Here is a 14,673-nt window from a genome sequence, read left to right on the forward strand (position 1 = left end):
AAGCGCGGACGCGGGATCTCGAGATTCTCAGGTGCGCAATTGCGCACCGGAGTTCGGTCCTTTGGACCGCCCCGGAATGACTGCGTTTAAATCAGGCCGTCCGCACGCGGTCGAGGAAACCGTCGACCTCTGCCTTCAGATGCAGGCTCTCGCCGGACAGCGCCTGGGCCGAGGCAAACATCCGGCTCGAGGTCTCGCCGGTCTCGCTGGCGCCCTTGGCGGCGTGCCGGACGTTGACGGCGACCTCGGCCGTGCCAGAGACCGCCGCGCGGACGCTCGACACGATGTTCTGGGTTGCGCCCTTCTGTTGCTCGACCGCAGCCGAGATCGAGCCGGCGATCCCGCTGATGCGCTCGATGGTCTGACCGATCGCCTTGATGGCGGCGACCGATTCCTCGGTCGCAAGCTGCATGCTCTCGATCTGGTTCGATATCTCGTCGGTCGCCTTCGCGGTCTGACCGGCCAGCGTCTTGACCTCCTGGGCCACCACAGCAAAGCCACGGCCGGCATCGCCGGCGCGCGCGGCCTCGATGGTGGCGTTCAGCGCCAGGAGGTTGGTCTGCTCGGCGATCGAGGTGATCAGCTTGACGACGTCGCCAATGCGCGCGCCGGCTTCCGAGAGCTGCGCGATGCGCTGGTCGGTGGCCTCGGCCTGCCGCACGGCCTCGGCGGAAATCTCGTTCGATTCCTGCACGCGCCGGGTGATCTCGGTGATCGACTGAGACAGCTCGTCGGAGGCCGAGGCCGCCGAACGCACGTGCTCGGAGGCATTTTCGGACGCGCCCGCGGACTGCGCCGACAGATCGGCGGTGGAGCGTGCGACGTCGGTCAGTTGTCGCGCCACGCGCTCGAACTCGCCCGACGATGTCAGCACCTTGTCGAGGATGCCGCCGACGCTGCCGCGGAACTCCTCGACGAAGTTGCGCAGGTCGGACTTGCGCTGCTCGGCCGCTGCGGCCGACGCCGCCGCCTGCTCGCTGCGCATGCGCGCCCGCTCCAGCGAATTGCTCTTGAACACGGCGACCGTGCGGGCGATCTCGCCGATCTCGTCGGCGCGATCCTCGCATTCGATCGTGACGTCGCTCTGGCCGTTGGCAAGTGCGGTGAGCGAGTGCGTCACGGAGGTGAGCGGTCGGGTGACGCGGCGGACGACCAGCAGGGTCAGGCCCAGCACCAGGAGCGCGGCAAGTCCGGCGGCCGCAGCCATGCTCTCGATCGCGCGGGCCAGCATGCTCTCGTACTGGACCATGGGAATGCCGACATAGAGAATGCCGACGACCTTGCCGGCCGCGTTCGCGATGGGGAAATAGGCGGTCATGAAGGTCTTGCCGAACAACGTGGCCGGACCTTTATAGGCCTCGCCGCGGCGCAGCGGCGCCTGTCCCGGATGGTCGGCGGCAAGCTGGGTGCCGACGGCGCGGTCGCCGTTTTCCTTCTTCACGTTGGTGGAGCGGCGGACGAACTGCCCGCTCGCATCGTCGAACACGAACAGGGTCGCATTGCCGCCGACATAGGACACCGCGCGGTCGACAATGGCGTGATCCTTGATCTCGGGCATCGCCGGAATTTCGGCGCGCACCACCGTGCCGTCCCGCATCGTGATCTTGGCGGCCGGAACGATCTCGGTGAAGGCCAGCGCCAGCGTGCGCAGGTTGACCTCGATGTCGCGCAAGGCGCGGTCGTTGAAGGCGGAGGTCAGCGACCAATAGCCGGCGCCGACCACGAGTGCCGTGTTCACGGCGATCAGCAACACGGCGCACAGAACCGCCTTGGTGCCCAGCTTGAACTGCGGCAGGAACTTCCCAGTCGAAATCTTGGACATGAATGGAACTACCCCCGTAATCCCTGCATAATCGTGCAGTGGTATTACAGTCCCCTTAATGATGATTATACCGCCGCCCCCGGCTTGCTTTCCAAATCGTAAACGAGGATTCCCCTGACCGAGCCGAGCGTGCCGCCCATCGTCGTCTGGTTCCGCGACGACCTTCGCCTGTCCGACCATCCTGCTCTGCACGCCGCTGCGAAGACCGGTGCGCCGGTGGTCTGCCTTTATGTGCTCGACGACGGCCTCGCCCGACCGCCCGGCGCCGCGACGCGCTGGTGGCTGGCGCAGTCGCTGCGGGCGCTCGGTGCCGCAATCGCTGCGCGCGGCGGATCGCTCGTCCTGCGCAAGGGACCGGCGGCCCGGATCATTCCGGACGTGGCGCGCGAAAGCGGTGCCCGCGCCGTCTACTGGAATGCAATTGCGCAGGCGCCGCATCAGGCCGTCGAGAGCCGGCTCGCGGCGGCGCTGGCAAAGCTCGGTGTCGATTCGCAGAGCTTCCCCGGCGATCTCCTCGCCCCGCCCTCGGCCATCCGCACCAAGGAGGGCCGCGGCTTGCGCGTGTTCACGCCGTTCTGGCGGCGCGTGCTGTCGCTCGGCGATCCGGCAAAGCCGCTGCCTGCTCCGAAACAGCTGCGCCCCGCGCCGAAGATCGCCGGCGATGTGCTGGAGAGCTGGGCACTGGAACCAGGCAAGCCGGATTGGGCGGGCGGCCTGCGCGAAGCATGGACCCCGGGCGAGGCCTCGGCCCGGACGCGCCTGCGCGACTTCCTCGAGCACACCGCGCGCGCCTATGTCGGCGACCGCGACCGTCCGGACCGGGACGGGACCTCACGGCTCTCGCCGCATTTGAGGTTCGGCGAACTCAGCCCGCGCCAGATCTGGCATGCGGCACGGTTCGCGGCGGACCAGGATCCGGCACTCCGGCCCGGCATCGAAAAATTCCTGAGCGAGCTCGGCTGGCGCGAGTTCTGCCGCCACCTGCTCCACGATCACCCCGACCTCGCCACCGAAAACCTGCAAGCGAATTTCGACGGCTTTCCCTGGAAGCGGGACATCAAGGCGCTCGCCGCCTGGCAACGCGGCCGCACCGGCTATCCGATCGTCGATGCCGGCCTGCGCCAGCTCTGGCACACCGGCGTGATGCACAACCGGGTGCGGATGGTGGTGGCCTCCTTCCTGGTCAAGCACCTCTTGATCGACTGGCGCGAGGGCGAAGCCTGGTTCTGGGACACGCTGGTCGATGCGGACGCCGGCAGCAATCCCGCCAATTGGCAATGGGTCGCCGGCTGCGGTGCCGACGCAGCGCCCTATTTCCGCGTGTTCAATCCGCAGCTGCAGGGCGAGAAGTTCGATCCGGATGGAACCTATGTCCGGCGCTGGGTGCCGGAGCTGAAACAGATGCCGGCCAAGCTGATCCACCGCCCCTGGCAGGCAACGCCGATCGAGCTCGTAGGCGCAGGCATCACGCTCGGCAAGACCTATCCGCACCCGATCGTCGATCATGCCAGTGGACGCGAACGCGCGCTCGCAGCCTACGCGAAGATCCGCAAAGGTTGAGCGCTGCTTTGACACAATTATGAAACGCGCTATCGTCGTCGCGCCATACAAACCGTGGGGGACACGATATGGACGACGACAAGCCGATCACCGAACAGGCGATGGAGACGATCACCAATGCCGTGGAGGCGACCAAGGACGCGGCAGTCACCGCCGTCAAGAAGGTCAGGAAAGCCGCCAAGAAGGTCGCGAAGAAAGTAGCGCCGAAGAAGGCTTCCAAGAAGAAGGCCGCGAAGAAGAGTTCGAAGAAGGCCGCCAAGAAGGCCAGCAAGAAATCCGCGAAGAAAGCGGCCAAGAAGACCATGAAGAAGACCGCCAAGAAAGCTGCAAAGACGAAGAAGAAGGCCAAGAAGGCGAAGCGCTGACCGAGGCACTCAGACAGGGTCTCCGGATGCGAGCGCCTCCGGAGACTCGTTCTCTCCACGCTAGAAGCGGCGGTTGACCACGAACACCGCAGCGGCGCACATCGCCATGCCGGCGATCGCCAGCGCATCGAGCTTCTCGCCGAACAGCAGGTACGCCATCAGCGCAGTCACGGCCGGCACCAGATAGAACAGGCTCGCGACCGAGGTCGCCGCGGCGTGACGGATCAGCCAGTAGAGCAGCCCGATCGATCCGATCGAGAGCGCGACAGCGAGCCAGGCGAGCGCGAGCACGAACTCCCGCGTCCAGTGCACCACACGGTCCTCGAACAGGAAGGCGCCGATCGCGAAGAAGATGGTGACCGCGACATACTGCACGAGATTGCCCGCGCGCCAGTCGATCTGGTTGCAATAGCGGCGCTGATAGAGCGTGCCGAGCGTGATGCTGATCAGCGAGACCACCGAGGCGAGCCAGCCCAGCCCGGCGTCGCCGGTCATGGGACGGTTGTGCAGGATCATCACCACGCCGCCGAGGCCGAGCACGAGCCCGGCCCATTGCACCGGCGTCACCTTCTCGCCGAGCCAGCGGTTGGCGATGGTCGAGGTCAGGATCGGCTGAAGGCCCGGGATCAGCGCGGAGAGCCCGGCGGGAATCGAATGCGCGATCGCGATCGCGGTGCCGCCAAGATAAAAGCCATGGACGAGAATGCCGGCGACCGCGCTGTGCGCGATGCCGGTGCTGTCAGGCCATTTCGGCCGCGCAAGGCCGGCGATGATCGCCATCAGGCCGACCACGATGGCCATGCGGATGGCGAGATATGTCAAGGGATCGGCGTTGTCGACGACGTATTTGGTGCCGATGAATCCGGTGCTCCAGAGCAGGACGAACAGGATCGGCGCGGCGCGGGCGGTCAGGGCTTCTTGATTATGGTTCATTGCCGCCCTCATTGCCCCAGCGGGGGCTATGCGGCAATGCGAATTTCGTCCGGACGATGCTGCGTTGCGACGGACGATGGCGACTGAGCGCCGGCGCTCACCATTCTTCCGGACAGGGATCGACGATCTTCCAGAGCTCGACGCCGTTCTTGATCTTCTTCATGTCGGTCGTGAGCCCGCCATTGCGACGAATCCAGTCCTTCACCGTATTGGGATAGTAGGACATCAGGTCGGAGGTCCCCTCGGAGCTGGTGACCTTGATGCCGAAGGTGAAGGCCTTGTCGTAATAGGCCTGGTGGAAACCAAGGCTTGCGCGCGGCGTCACGCAGATCTTGTTCATCGGCACGATGCCGAGCACCAGCGTGCAGGCCGAATTGCAGATGCCGTCGATGATGACCCGCTCGCCCTTCTCGCGGACCCGCTTGTACTTGGCCTTGTATTCCTCGACATAGCCGCCGTGGTCGCGGGTGATATGCAGCTCGGCCCGCGCCGGCGTGGCGGCGGCGAGACAGAGCAACAGCAGGCTCAAGAGCGTGATGCGCATGGCGAGGTGACGGCGATGGCCTTCAGGAATGCACCGGCCTCGAAGGAGCCCCCAAAAGGCCGGCGACAGGATTCTTAACCGAATAGTTTTTGGTCATACTTGTGTGGGGAATTCGTTAAGCATCCCGAGAAGGCCAAAAATGGGCAGACCTGGCCGCCATTTTGGCAATTCTGTCACACCCACCCGGGAATCCGCGGGTTTATCCGGGATTTCCAGGCGCCGGACGGGTGCCCCGGCGGTCCGAAATGGCTATAGATGGCTGACCTATTCGCGCGGGTCCCGGAGAATCGAGATGAGCAAGTTGACGCTAGTCGCCGCGGTTGCGGCCCTGTCGGCCGCAATCCTAGCCCCTGACCTGGCGGAGGCAGGCGGTCGTCACCGGCACCACCGCGCCTATGCCAGCCCGCTGCCCTACCCGATCAGCTATCTGCACAATTACGGGCCCGGCATCATCCCTGGCACCTTCGCCTATTACGACGGCCCCTCGACCAACCACTGCTACCAGAGCGCGGCCGCCTATCTCGGCCAGGACCGCCGCCGGCACCCCTGCTACTGAGGGCACCGGCGCGGCCTGTTTCCGGGCGCGCCTATTTGGGCGTGCCCGACAGCAGCAATTGCTTCTCGATCTCGTAGACCGGCAGCTTGACGAGATCCTTGCCGACCTCACCCTGAAGCGCCTTGCGCACGAGGTCCGAATAGTCGGCGCGGATCATGCCAAGCGCACGTGGTGAGGCGACCATGGTCAGGGCCGTGGTCTCGCCGGAGCTGACGGCGGCATCGAGCCGGCCGGCCAGGCTTCGCAGGAAGGCGCGCTCGGCCTCGTCGTGCCAATCGGTCTGCTCGACCGAGCTGCGGGCGCCGCCCGCAGCGGCATGCAATCGTCCCGGCGCGTCGCTGCCTTGCGCGCTGGTCGACGGGTTCGGCTGCTCGTGTACCTCCTTGGTGTGAAGGTTCGGAAACATCCCGTCGCCGACGTTCTCCAGAATCAGCGCCTTGCGCCCGTCGCACACCACCAGCCAGTCGCCCTTGTCGATTCTCATTTTATCCATTGCAGCTCTCCTTGAAACTTGCCGACGCCGTATCCGGCATCAGAGATGTTCTTCGAATTCCTCGAAAGATTTTCCGAATTGCGCCATCGCCTCCTCCAGATAGTCGGCGAGCATCGGCGTGCCGATCAGGTAGGACGCCGTGCGCTCGTTGTGCGCCTGCGCGGCCTGGGCATGCAATTCGCGCCAATTGGAGAGATCGCCGTCGCCGCGACCAAGCCAGGTCAGCGCCACCAGATCGATCTGCTCGTCGATATTGAGATCGCGGATAAAGCCCGCGAGCTCCGCACGGTCTGTGGTCCCGCCGCGCCCATTGCGGCCATAGCTCATGTCATCGTCGCCCGAGTCCAGGATGACGCCACCTCCGGCCGCCTCGCTGTCGGACCGGCGCGATTTCGAGATGACGAAGAAGACTTTCTCCGGCGAGATCGACAGATTTGGAATGACTCGCATCCAATTCACCTTGCCCGGCAGTAGCCCCATGCCGCTGCCACCCAGCAACACTATGAGCCGAGGCAGGCTTGCGAATTGCGCAGGATCAAGGTCGGCACGGCATTGGCCATGCGGCCAGGGCCAGCCCGGCCGGGCGGATTTGCTGAAGGTCTGTTCATCAGCATTACATTTCGGCTCCGCCACAATTTGATCCGAACACCTTCGATATCCTGTTGTCCGTAAGCGGAGGAAGACATCATGACTCGCAAGATTGGCCTCGTCGCCGCAAGCCTGTTCGGTGCCATGCTCGGTGCCCTGACGACATCGCCGACGGCGTCCGCCATGCCTATCGCACCCAAGCCTGCAACGCCTGACGTCGCCGGCGTCGAGCAGGTGCGCATGGTCTGCGACGTCTGGGGGCGCTGCTGGTGGCGCCCGAATTACTATGGCTATTACGGGCCCCGGCCGTATTACCGCCCTCGATATTATGGGCCGCCGCGTTATTACGGGCCACGCTATTACGGCCCGCGCTATTATGGTTATCGCCGCTGGTAACATGTAGGGGGCCCCGGAGGGCCCCCTCGCTTTTGCGAGATCACATCTTACGCCGTTGTCGCCAGCCCGGGGCGATTGCAAGACTGATCCAGATCAAAGATGAAACTGCCCACACCGTCATTCTATGACGATGGCCGAGTTGATCGTCTTTCGATGCCCCGAGACGGGCATGAACGTGCAGACGCATCTAGAGAAGCAGGAGAGAACGGAGGGGCGAAGCTTTGCATCCTTTGCCTGCCCCGTCTGCCCGCGGCTGCACTTCGTCGACCTCGCTACCGGAAGGCCGATGGGCCAGGAGCGTGGACCGCGACATTGATCCGATGGACATTATGGCATGATGTCCGCAATACTACGGCCTGAAATTCGATTTACTGGAACGCGATGTTTCGCCATTGATGGCGATGCATCGACGTTCATTTGATTGTCACATTTCGGCGGCGGCCAGACCCATGTTGTTCGACGCTCTCACTCCGTCCTCCGCGCTTCAGCTGATCGGCTTTGCCGACGTCGACGCGTTTCGACCGATCGAGTCGATGGAGGATGCCCGAAGCATTCCGCTCGACATCCCGAGCTTTGCCGCGGTCCGTGCCGTCGTCTCCCTTCCGGCGTGCCGCATCATCATGATGAGATCGTTCGCGCGCATCCTGGACACGGCCTATCGGATGCCGGGCGGGATGGTGATCCTGCCGATGACCGACGATCTTCAGGCCAACTTCAAGGGCCTGGATCTCGATGCGCGCTTCTTCATTGCGCTGCGCGGCAGCGATGAATGCCATTTCGTCGAGCCGCAGACCAATCATTATGCCATGATCATCTTCTCCCCCGAGCTGGCAGACCGGGGCTGGTTCGATCGCGCCGACGATCTGCGGGCCCGTGTCGCGAACCGGCCCGCCCTGCTCCACACGCGGCAGCTCCTGCTCGACATCCTGCGGACCGCCTCAGTGCAGCCGCTCCTGTTCGAAACCACCGAGGTTGCGCTCCATCTCCAGGAGGGCCTGCTGCTCGCGCTCGACGATGTGTTTCGGATCGATTCGATGTCGGACCTGAGCGCCTCGGTGCAGGCCGAGCGGGCGATCAAGCTCGTGCAGCGGATCGACGAGTATGTCGCGGCCCGTCCCACCGCGCCGATCTATACCGCCGATCTCGCCGGCGAGTTCGGCGTCTCGATCCGGACGCTCGGCGGGGCGGTGAGCAGGGTGCGGGGCATGAGCCTGCACCAGTACATCCGGCTCAAGAGGCTGTGGGCGACCCGTGCCCGCCTCCTCAGGGGCGGCGGCGCCACGGTCGCCACGTGCGCGCGCGCCCAGGGCTTTCATCATCTCGGTGAGTTCGCCGCAGCCTATCGCGCGATCTTCCACGAGACGCCCTCCGACACGCTGGCGCGTGGACGGCAAAGCGGCGTCCGCTAGGGCTGACTGACCCAGCGAGCCCTTGCGACGGTGCGCGGCCCTCGGCTCCGGTTCGGGACATCTGGAACGCCAATGAGGTCTGGCGCGCTCGGAAGGATTCGAACCTCCGACCCTCGGAATCGAAATCCGATGCTCTATCCAGCTGAGCTACGAGCGCCTGGGCCCGATCGGGCCAGAACCGGGAAACACCGCACCGCGGCTGGCGAGCCAGCGCTCCGATGGGCGTTCGGATGGATTGGAATTAGCAGAGAGACTGACCAATAAAAAGCCCTCCCCGCCTCGTTTCGAAGCGGGGCGTAGCGTTCTTACCAGGTGTTGCCGAAGAAGCCGAATTGCGGGCGCTGCGCGACCATCATCGGCCGGTCTTGCTGTTGCGGCGCCGAATACGCCCTGGCGGTCTTGCGCTTCGGCGGCTGCGCCTGAGGCGCCTGAGCAGGCTGGGCTTGCGCTTGAACATGCGACTTGGCATCCGCCTTGGCCGCTGCGGCGGAGCCCGCCTTCGGTGCTCCCGGCGTGAACTGGGCGAACGTCTCGCGCACCCGCGCCTTGGCCGACATCTCGGCAAGCACGGCCGACGTGCCGTCCTGCACCGGCGGCTGAGGCGCAACGACAGCGGCGGTTTTCACCGCAGGCGGCACGATCGTGGGCTGGGTGGTGTCGAGCACGACACGCTCGGGCAGGTGGCGGTTGGAGCGAATCCGGATCAGAGGCTGGTCATTGCTTATGGTGGTGGCGACGGCCTGCGCGACCGGCTGCGATGGCAGAACGAAGTCCACTGCGAGCAGCAGTGCGAGCAAAGCTCCACCGACGAAGACGAAATATCGAAAGATTGGCATTGGCCGCGCTCCGCCCCCCGCATCCCCGCGTGGGCTCTCCGCCTCAACAGGCGATCTCTCAATTGGTTCCTGGCCCAGCCGTTCGGTTCAAATGGCGATGCGAGGTTTTTTGGCCAAGGGGTCGCGGAGTGCCGCGGAGGGTAACTTTTCCGCTACCGGAACATGCGGCCTTTATGCGCGGCGTGCCGCAACCAACGAGCACTTCGCCTGATCGGCATTCACGTTGACGAAGCCCACGGCAATCCGCGCGAAGGTCTTGCGGCTCTTCATGCCGACAGGGTCGGCCAGCACGCGACTGCGATCGGTGAGATGGCTGCCATCACGCCGCGCGAAGGCGCAGACGATCTCGACATCCTTTACGGCATAGTCATTGTCGTTTCGCAGCGTGAACGTCACCAGGGCTTTCGAGCCGAGGCCGCCGCGACGCCAGGTCTGCGAGGAAATCCTGAGACGACCAAGGTCCGCCATGGCCGGGACCTGAGCTTCGGAAGCCAGCGACGCCGACGCGGCCGGATCGCCGGAAGGAGCCGTCTCGACGGCTGCCACCTCCGACTTGACCTGCTCGGCGCTATTGCCTTTGGACAGCGGCAGCAGCATCCAGACGCCGCAGCCGACGATGATGGCGGCCAGCATCCACAGCAGGCTGCGGCCGAATGAGACGCTCGCGATCGTGACGGCCCGCGCCAGTCGCTCGCCGGTCCCGGCAAAGCGCCCCAATCCGATCCGGTCGAGCCTGGCGTTCATTTGCTTCACCGATCGCAGCCGAAGCCATCGGACGACGGAATGGGCCACTGCTGACCTTAATCCGGAAGACGACCTAACGTTCCCGACAGCTTGCGAATCCGGCAAGGACGGTGGCGATCGCCGACCACGGCCGCTAACATGCACTGCAACATCGCGAAGCAGCATCGGGAGACATCGAAATGCCAGTCGTCACTTGGGATCACGTCCACCTGCGCAGCCCCGATCCGGAGGCGACCGCAGCCTGGCTGCGGGACATCCTCGGTGGCGAGATCGTCCACGCGCCGGGACGGATCGACGTGAACCTTGGCGGCGCCAGGATCTTCATCGCGCCGCTCGAGGGCGACGGCGCGGTCAACCCGCCGCCTCCACACCCGCATCAGGGCCTCGACCATTTCGGGCTGACGGTGAAGGACATCGATGCCGTCGCGGCCGAGATCAAGGCCAAGGGCGTCACCTTCACGCGGGAGCCGACCACGATCCGGCCCGGGGTGCGCATCTGCTTCATCCGCGGCCCCGAAGGCATCTCCATCGAGCTGCTCGAGCGGGACACAAAATATACCTGACACCGCGCCTGCCGCGTCGACTCACCGGGCAACATGCAGCCAACGCGGCTACGTCATGCTGCCCGGCATGAAGCAGCGGACGGTGACGCCCATGTAGCCGTAGATCGGCCACACCATGGTGCGCCCCACCCGGTTCGGCTCGGAGATCACCGCGTCCTCGGGGACATCGACCCAGACCAGCTCAACCGGCTGTCCTTCCAGCCCGGAGCCGTAGCGCGGGAGGCGGACGCGATAGTGTCCGTCCTTGCTGTCCCAGTCGCTGTCCGAGAGCGCCGAACCGTCGGCATCGGAGCAGCAGGGCCCCTTGCCGCTGCGCAGGCCGTCGAACCAGGTTTTCAAATCCGCATTGGTGTTGGCGAACTGGCCGCGGTCGCGTGCCTGGCCGATGGGGGCTGCGAGCGCAACCAGGACCAGGGCCCCCGCCAGTCTCGTCAGGCCTCGCCAGCGTGTTGCGCTGCCGGAGCGCCGGCGTTTCGTTTTGCAATTCGTGGGACGCGCACAGCACAGACACGGCTGATCGCCGCCGGAATCGATCCAGTTGCTCATCGTCTTGCTCCAGCACCCCGCGGCCAGTGCAGCAATTGTTGTGCATTTTGCGGGCCAACTCTGATTCGCAACGACCGGCCTCGCCCCATCATCAGGCCGTCATGACGGCGTCATGCACAAGTCGGGACAACTACGGCTCACGGCGACAACCCTCCGCGGCCGGCCGGCAAACTGCCGCGTTGCGCGGGGCGAGACGCTTTGGCATAAATGCCGGACCGGTTGCGCCATTGGGCGATGGCGGCCGGCCCGTGGGACGTTATGAAGAACGGCCTTTATTCGATTCACGTGACCCTGCTCGATGGTCGAGCCGGCAAGGGTAGCGGCGTGATCCTTTTTCGCGACGGCAAGATTCTTGGCGGCGATGCCTACCTTTATTACACCGGCAGCTACGTGGTGAAGGACGACACCACCTTCAAAGGCGAGGTGCTGGTGCAGCGGCACACCTCGCCGCGGGGCGACGACAATCCGCTGTTCGGCGGCCCTGCCCCGGTCGGCATCGGTGTCAGCGGCACCTACACCGACACGCGCGCGGAGATGACGGGCACGGCGCTGGTCGGCAAGGCCAGCCTGATCTTCGGCGCCACCCTGCACAAGCTCGCCGACGTCGATTAGCTATTCGGCCGCCTGCTCCAGCGGCGCCACCCGCGGCAAGATCATCTGGATGCGCGTGCCGCCGCCCGGCTCGGAATCGAGATCGAGCCGCCCGCCGAGCCGGTTGGTGACGATGCTGTAGACGATGTGCAATCCGAGGCCGGTGCCGCCCTGGTCGCGCCGTGTCGTGAAGAACGGATCGAAGGCGCGGCGGCGAACGTCGAGCGACATGCCGCAGCCATTGTCGGAGAAGATGATCTCGACATTGTCCTTGCCGGATTCCCGCACCTGGATGTCGATCGTTCCCGGCCGGCCGTCCGGGAAGGCGTGCGCCACCGAGTTGAGGAACAGATTGGTCAGCACCTGGCCATAGGGGCCCGGATAGCTGTTCATGGCGAGATCGGGCTGGCACTCGACATTGAGCGTCAGATTGTGCTTGCGCAGGCCCGGTCGCAGACTCATCACCACCTGCTCGGTGAGGTCGCCGAGATCGAACGTGCGCTGGTCCGAATAGTTGCGGTCGGCGGCGACCTGCTTGAACGACTGGATCAGTTCGGCGGCGCGGTTGAGATTGGAGACGAGCTGCGAGGACGCATCGCGGCTGGTGCTGAGGAAATCGTTGAGCGTGGAGCGGCGGAGCTCGCCGCGCTCGACCTCGGCGGTGAACATCGCGGTCTTGCGCTCCAGCGCGGAGGCGACGGTGAGGCTGATGCCGACGGGATTGTTGACCTCGTGGGCGACGCCGGCAACGAGGCGCCCGAGGGCGGCGAGCTTCTCGGCCTCGATCAGCGAGGCCTGCGTCTCGCGCAAATTGCGCAGCGCCGTCTCGGCGGCTTCCTTGGCCTTGCGCATCTCCTGCTCGCCGCGCTTGCGCTCGCCGATGTCGAGCGCGACCGTGACGATGCGCTCGATCTCGCCCTCGGCATCGAGCAGCGGCAGCTTGTTGACGAGCCATTGCCGCATGTTGCCGGAGACGTCCTTGTACTCCTCCTCGTAGAAGCCGAGCCCCTTCCGCAGCGCGAGCACGCGCTTGTCGTTCTCGTCGGTCTTGGCCTCGCCATAGCGCGACATCAGGTCCGCCGTGGTGCGGCCGAGCGCGTCGCCGGGCTCGATGCCGAAGATGCCGGCCATGTAGCGGTTCATCAGCACATAGCGCAGGTCGCGGTCCTTGACATTGATCACCGCCGGAACGGTGTCGATGACCTGCTGGAGCAGGCGACGGCCTTCGGCGATGGCGTCTTCCGCGCGCTTCTGGTCGGTGATGTCGCGCAGCGTGCCCTCGTAGCGGACGATGTTGCCCGCTTCGTCCCGCACGCCGGTGGCGCTGTCGGAAAGCCACAGGATGTCGCCGCTGCGCTGGCGCACCTGGTACTCGAATTCGCGCACCATGCCGTCACGCGCCATCAGCCGCTGGTATTCGGCGCGCGCCTCGGGATGGACGTAGATCGTGTGGGCGATGTCGTTGATGCTGGCGATGAGATGCTGCGGGCTGTCGTAGCCCATCATCCGCGCCAGTGCCGGATTGGCGTTAAGGAGCTCGCCGGCCGGCGTCGTCACGTAGATGCCGTCGATCGAGCCCTCGAACAGCTTCCGGTAGCTCTCTTCGGCAAGGCGCTGCTCGGTGAGCGCGTGTACCGCCGCCTCACGTGCCGTGTCGGCCTCCTCCAGCGCGCGGCGGAAGACTTCGGCGGCCCGCGCGATGTCGCCGATCTCGTTGTCGAGATCGGCCGACGGGATCGAGGTGTCTTTCCGGCCCGCCGCAAGCGCGCGGATGGAGCGTGCGATCTGAGCAAGCGGACGAACCGTCCGCCGCACCACGAAGCCGGCTGCGAGAATGCCGATCAGAACGCCGATGCTGCCGAGCACGATGCTCTGCCATCGCGCCTCCGTCAGCGTGCGGGCAAAGTCGCGCGACAGCACATGGCCGCGCCGGTCGCTGACTTCGCGCAGCAATTCGGTGACGCGGCCGATCAGCCGCCCCTCGGTTCCCAGCACCTCGCGATCGATATCGGCGATCTGCCGCTCGCGAACGGCCACCGCCATGATGGCCTCGGCATAGTCGTTCACCGCGTCCTTCAGCCTGGCGTCGCCGATGTCCAGTGCCCGCATGTTCTGGGCGGCCTGCTCCGCGGCAGACGGGTTGCGCGCGAGCAGCCCGAGCGCGATGCGGCTCTGGGTCTCCGACAGGCGCGAGGCCAGCTCCCGATCGGCGGTGCCGGAGACCGCCGCATCGAACCGTTCGCGCAACGGCGGCAGGCCGGCGAGCAACTGGGCGCGGCGGTCGATCAGGGTCGAGATCCGCTCGAGGCCGGTCCGATAGGTTGCAAGGCGCTCCGTGACCCCGTCGATCATGTCCTGCTGCTCGGGCGCGAGCTCGATACGGGTCTTTTTCAGGATGTCGCTGAGCGTCGAGGCCGCCTCGCCGACCTGCTGGAACTGGATGCCGGCGCCGGGATCGGTGACGAAGTCGCGCGCGGCGAGCCGCAGCTCGTTCATGCGGCGGTCGATGTCCTCGGCAAGGTCGCCGACGCTCTGGAGCCGCTGCAACTCGGCGAAGGTCGTGTCGATGTGCCGGATCGCGATCACGCTCGCGGTCGAGGTGACGATGATCACCGCCAGCACCAACAGAAAGCTGCCGAAGGTGAGCTGGCCGATGGAGAGCGAGAAGGTTCGCTTTTTCTCAGGGATCGGCGTCAATTCGGCGGACATTGGGGTGATGAGAGGACC

Annotated in this window: 16 protein-coding genes and 1 tRNA gene; 7 read left to right on the forward strand and 10 right to left on the reverse strand. The window is 65.4% G+C overall.

Annotation, left to right across the window (positions count from 1 at the left end):
* Positions 1 to 91: 91 nt before the first annotated feature.
* Complete coding sequence (locus K410_RS0122410) at positions 92 to 1,822, reverse strand: methyl-accepting chemotaxis protein (protein ID WP_028136956.1); 1,731 nt, start codon at positions 1,820 to 1,822, stop codon at positions 92 to 94.
* A 168-nt stretch (positions 1,823 to 1,990) separates the two neighbouring features.
* Here K410_RS0122410 and K410_RS0122415 point away from each other — a divergent pair, with 168 nt between their 5' ends.
* Positions 1,991 to 3,382, forward strand: a complete 1,392-nt coding sequence (locus K410_RS0122415; protein WP_245269482.1) for a cryptochrome/photolyase family protein — start codon at positions 1,991 to 1,993, stop codon at positions 3,380 to 3,382.
* 68 nt (positions 3,383 to 3,450) lie between these two features.
* Positions 3,451 to 3,747: a hypothetical protein gene (locus K410_RS0122420; RefSeq protein ID WP_028136958.1), complete on the forward strand. Its 297-nt coding sequence runs from the start codon at positions 3,451 to 3,453 to the stop codon at positions 3,745 to 3,747.
* Positions 3,748 to 3,807: 60 nt separating this feature from the next.
* Here the strand turns inward: K410_RS0122420 and K410_RS0122425 are convergent, their stop codons facing one another.
* Together K410_RS0122425 and K410_RS0122430 are read right to left on the reverse strand one after the other, a co-directional pair.
* On the reverse strand, positions 3,808 to 4,680 hold the full coding sequence (locus K410_RS0122425; RefSeq protein ID WP_028136959.1) for a DMT family transporter: 873 nt from the start codon (positions 4,678 to 4,680) through the stop codon (positions 3,808 to 3,810).
* A gap of 97 nt (positions 4,681 to 4,777) precedes the next feature.
* A complete protein-coding gene (locus K410_RS0122430; protein WP_028136960.1) occupies positions 4,778 to 5,224 on the reverse strand; it encodes a hypothetical protein in 447 nt (148 codons plus the stop codon).
* A 292-nt stretch (positions 5,225 to 5,516) separates the two neighbouring features.
* On the opposite strand from K410_RS0122430, the gene K410_RS0122435 reads away from it, so the two are divergent.
* Entirely contained in the window at positions 5,517 to 5,780 is a 264-nt protein-coding gene (locus K410_RS0122435; RefSeq protein ID WP_028136961.1) for a hypothetical protein, read from the forward strand.
* Positions 5,781 to 5,811: 31 nt separating this feature from the next.
* Here the strand turns inward: K410_RS0122435 and K410_RS0122440 are convergent, their stop codons facing one another.
* A complete protein-coding gene (locus K410_RS0122440; RefSeq protein ID WP_028136962.1) occupies positions 5,812 to 6,273 on the reverse strand; it encodes a host attachment protein in 462 nt (153 codons plus the stop codon).
* A 39-nt stretch (positions 6,274 to 6,312) separates the two neighbouring features.
* Positions 6,313 to 6,906 (reverse strand): DUF3775 domain-containing protein, encoded by a 594-nt coding sequence (locus tag K410_RS0122445; RefSeq protein WP_349509802.1) that lies wholly within the window; start codon positions 6,904 to 6,906, stop codon positions 6,313 to 6,315.
* Positions 6,907 to 6,960: 54 nt separating this feature from the next.
* Here K410_RS0122445 and K410_RS0122450 point away from each other — a divergent pair, with 54 nt between their 5' ends.
* Both K410_RS0122450 and K410_RS0122460 read left to right on the forward strand, forming a co-directional pair.
* Positions 6,961 to 7,257: a hypothetical protein gene (locus K410_RS0122450; protein ID WP_028136964.1), complete on the forward strand. Its 297-nt coding sequence runs from the start codon at positions 6,961 to 6,963 to the stop codon at positions 7,255 to 7,257.
* A 449-nt stretch (positions 7,258 to 7,706) separates the two neighbouring features.
* Positions 7,707 to 8,666 carry an AraC family transcriptional regulator gene (locus K410_RS0122460; protein ID WP_028136966.1) on the forward strand — a complete coding sequence of 320 codons (960 nt, stop codon included), beginning with the start codon at positions 7,707 to 7,709 and terminating at the stop codon, positions 8,664 to 8,666.
* An 80-nt stretch (positions 8,667 to 8,746) separates the two neighbouring features.
* On the opposite strand, the gene K410_RS0122465 is transcribed toward K410_RS0122460, so the two are convergent.
* From K410_RS0122465 to K410_RS0122475, 3 genes are all read right to left on the reverse strand, one after another.
* A tRNA-Arg gene (locus K410_RS0122465) sits at positions 8,747 to 8,823 on the reverse strand.
* Between the two features lie 148 nt (positions 8,824 to 8,971).
* Positions 8,972 to 9,502, reverse strand: coding sequence for a hypothetical protein (locus K410_RS0122470; protein ID WP_028136967.1), 531 nt, complete (start codon positions 9,500 to 9,502; stop codon positions 8,972 to 8,974).
* Between the two features lie 171 nt (positions 9,503 to 9,673).
* Positions 9,674 to 10,246: a hypothetical protein gene (locus tag K410_RS0122475; RefSeq protein WP_049820162.1), complete on the reverse strand. Its 573-nt coding sequence runs from the start codon at positions 10,244 to 10,246 to the stop codon at positions 9,674 to 9,676.
* A gap of 179 nt (positions 10,247 to 10,425) precedes the next feature.
* Between K410_RS0122475 and K410_RS0122480 the strand changes: the two genes are divergently transcribed.
* Positions 10,426 to 10,809 (forward strand): VOC family protein, encoded by a 384-nt coding sequence (locus tag K410_RS0122480; RefSeq protein WP_028136969.1) that lies wholly within the window; start codon positions 10,426 to 10,428, stop codon positions 10,807 to 10,809.
* Between the two features lie 48 nt (positions 10,810 to 10,857).
* Here the strand turns inward: K410_RS0122480 and K410_RS0122485 are convergent, their stop codons facing one another.
* Positions 10,858 to 11,355 carry a hypothetical protein gene (locus tag K410_RS0122485; RefSeq protein WP_028136970.1) on the reverse strand — a complete coding sequence of 166 codons (498 nt, stop codon included), beginning with the start codon at positions 11,353 to 11,355 and terminating at the stop codon, positions 10,858 to 10,860.
* A gap of 258 nt (positions 11,356 to 11,613) precedes the next feature.
* On the opposite strand from K410_RS0122485, the gene K410_RS0122490 reads away from it, so the two are divergent.
* Positions 11,614 to 11,967 carry a GrlR family regulatory protein gene (locus K410_RS0122490; RefSeq protein ID WP_028136971.1) on the forward strand — a complete coding sequence of 118 codons (354 nt, stop codon included), beginning with the start codon at positions 11,614 to 11,616 and terminating at the stop codon, positions 11,965 to 11,967.
* Here the strand turns inward: K410_RS0122490 and K410_RS0122495 are convergent, their stop codons facing one another.
* The gene (locus K410_RS0122495) at positions 11,968 to 14,655 is read right to left on the reverse strand and encodes a PAS domain S-box protein (protein WP_028136972.1); all 2,688 of its coding nucleotides are present in this window, start codon (positions 14,653 to 14,655) and stop codon (positions 11,968 to 11,970) included.
* Positions 14,656 to 14,673 lie beyond the last annotated feature (18 nt).

This window comes from Bradyrhizobium sp. 22, from assembly GCF_000482425.1.
Lineage (GTDB): Bacteria > Pseudomonadota > Alphaproteobacteria > Rhizobiales > Xanthobacteraceae > Bradyrhizobium > Bradyrhizobium japonicum_B.

Bases quoted from the DNA above. Each gene is read 5' to 3' on its own strand.
- K410_RS0122440 (WP_028136962.1), bottom strand. From the start codon at position 6,273: ATGGATAAAATGAGAATCGACAAGGGCGACTGGCTGGTGGTGTGCGAC.
- K410_RS0122420 (WP_028136958.1), top strand. From the start codon at position 3,451: ATGGACGACGACAAGCCGATCACCGAACAGGCGATGGAGACGATCACC.
- K410_RS0122495 (WP_028136972.1), bottom strand. From the start codon at position 14,655: ATGTCCGCCGAATTGACGCCGATCCCTGAGAAAAAGCGAACCTTCTCG.
- K410_RS0122425 (WP_028136959.1), bottom strand. From the start codon at position 4,680: ATGAACCATAATCAAGAAGCCCTGACCGCCCGCGCCGCGCCGATCCTG.
- K410_RS0122460 (WP_028136966.1), top strand. From the start codon at position 7,707: ATGTTGTTCGACGCTCTCACTCCGTCCTCCGCGCTTCAGCTGATCGGC.
- K410_RS0122435 (WP_028136961.1), top strand. From the start codon at position 5,517: ATGAGCAAGTTGACGCTAGTCGCCGCGGTTGCGGCCCTGTCGGCCGCA.
- K410_RS0122470 (WP_028136967.1), bottom strand. From the start codon at position 9,502: ATGCCAATCTTTCGATATTTCGTCTTCGTCGGTGGAGCTTTGCTCGCA.
- K410_RS0122430 (WP_028136960.1), bottom strand. From the start codon at position 5,224: ATGCGCATCACGCTCTTGAGCCTGCTGTTGCTCTGTCTCGCCGCCGCC.
- K410_RS0122485 (WP_028136970.1), bottom strand. From the start codon at position 11,355: ATGAGCAACTGGATCGATTCCGGCGGCGATCAGCCGTGTCTGTGCTGT.
- K410_RS0122450 (WP_028136964.1), top strand. From the start codon at position 6,961: ATGACTCGCAAGATTGGCCTCGTCGCCGCAAGCCTGTTCGGTGCCATG.
- K410_RS0122490 (WP_028136971.1), top strand. From the start codon at position 11,614: ATGAAGAACGGCCTTTATTCGATTCACGTGACCCTGCTCGATGGTCGA.
- K410_RS0122480 (WP_028136969.1), top strand. From the start codon at position 10,426: ATGCCAGTCGTCACTTGGGATCACGTCCACCTGCGCAGCCCCGATCCG.
- K410_RS0122410 (WP_028136956.1), bottom strand. From the start codon at position 1,822: ATGTCCAAGATTTCGACTGGGAAGTTCCTGCCGCAGTTCAAGCTGGGC.
- K410_RS0122475 (WP_049820162.1), bottom strand. From the start codon at position 10,246: ATGAACGCCAGGCTCGACCGGATCGGATTGGGGCGCTTTGCCGGGACC.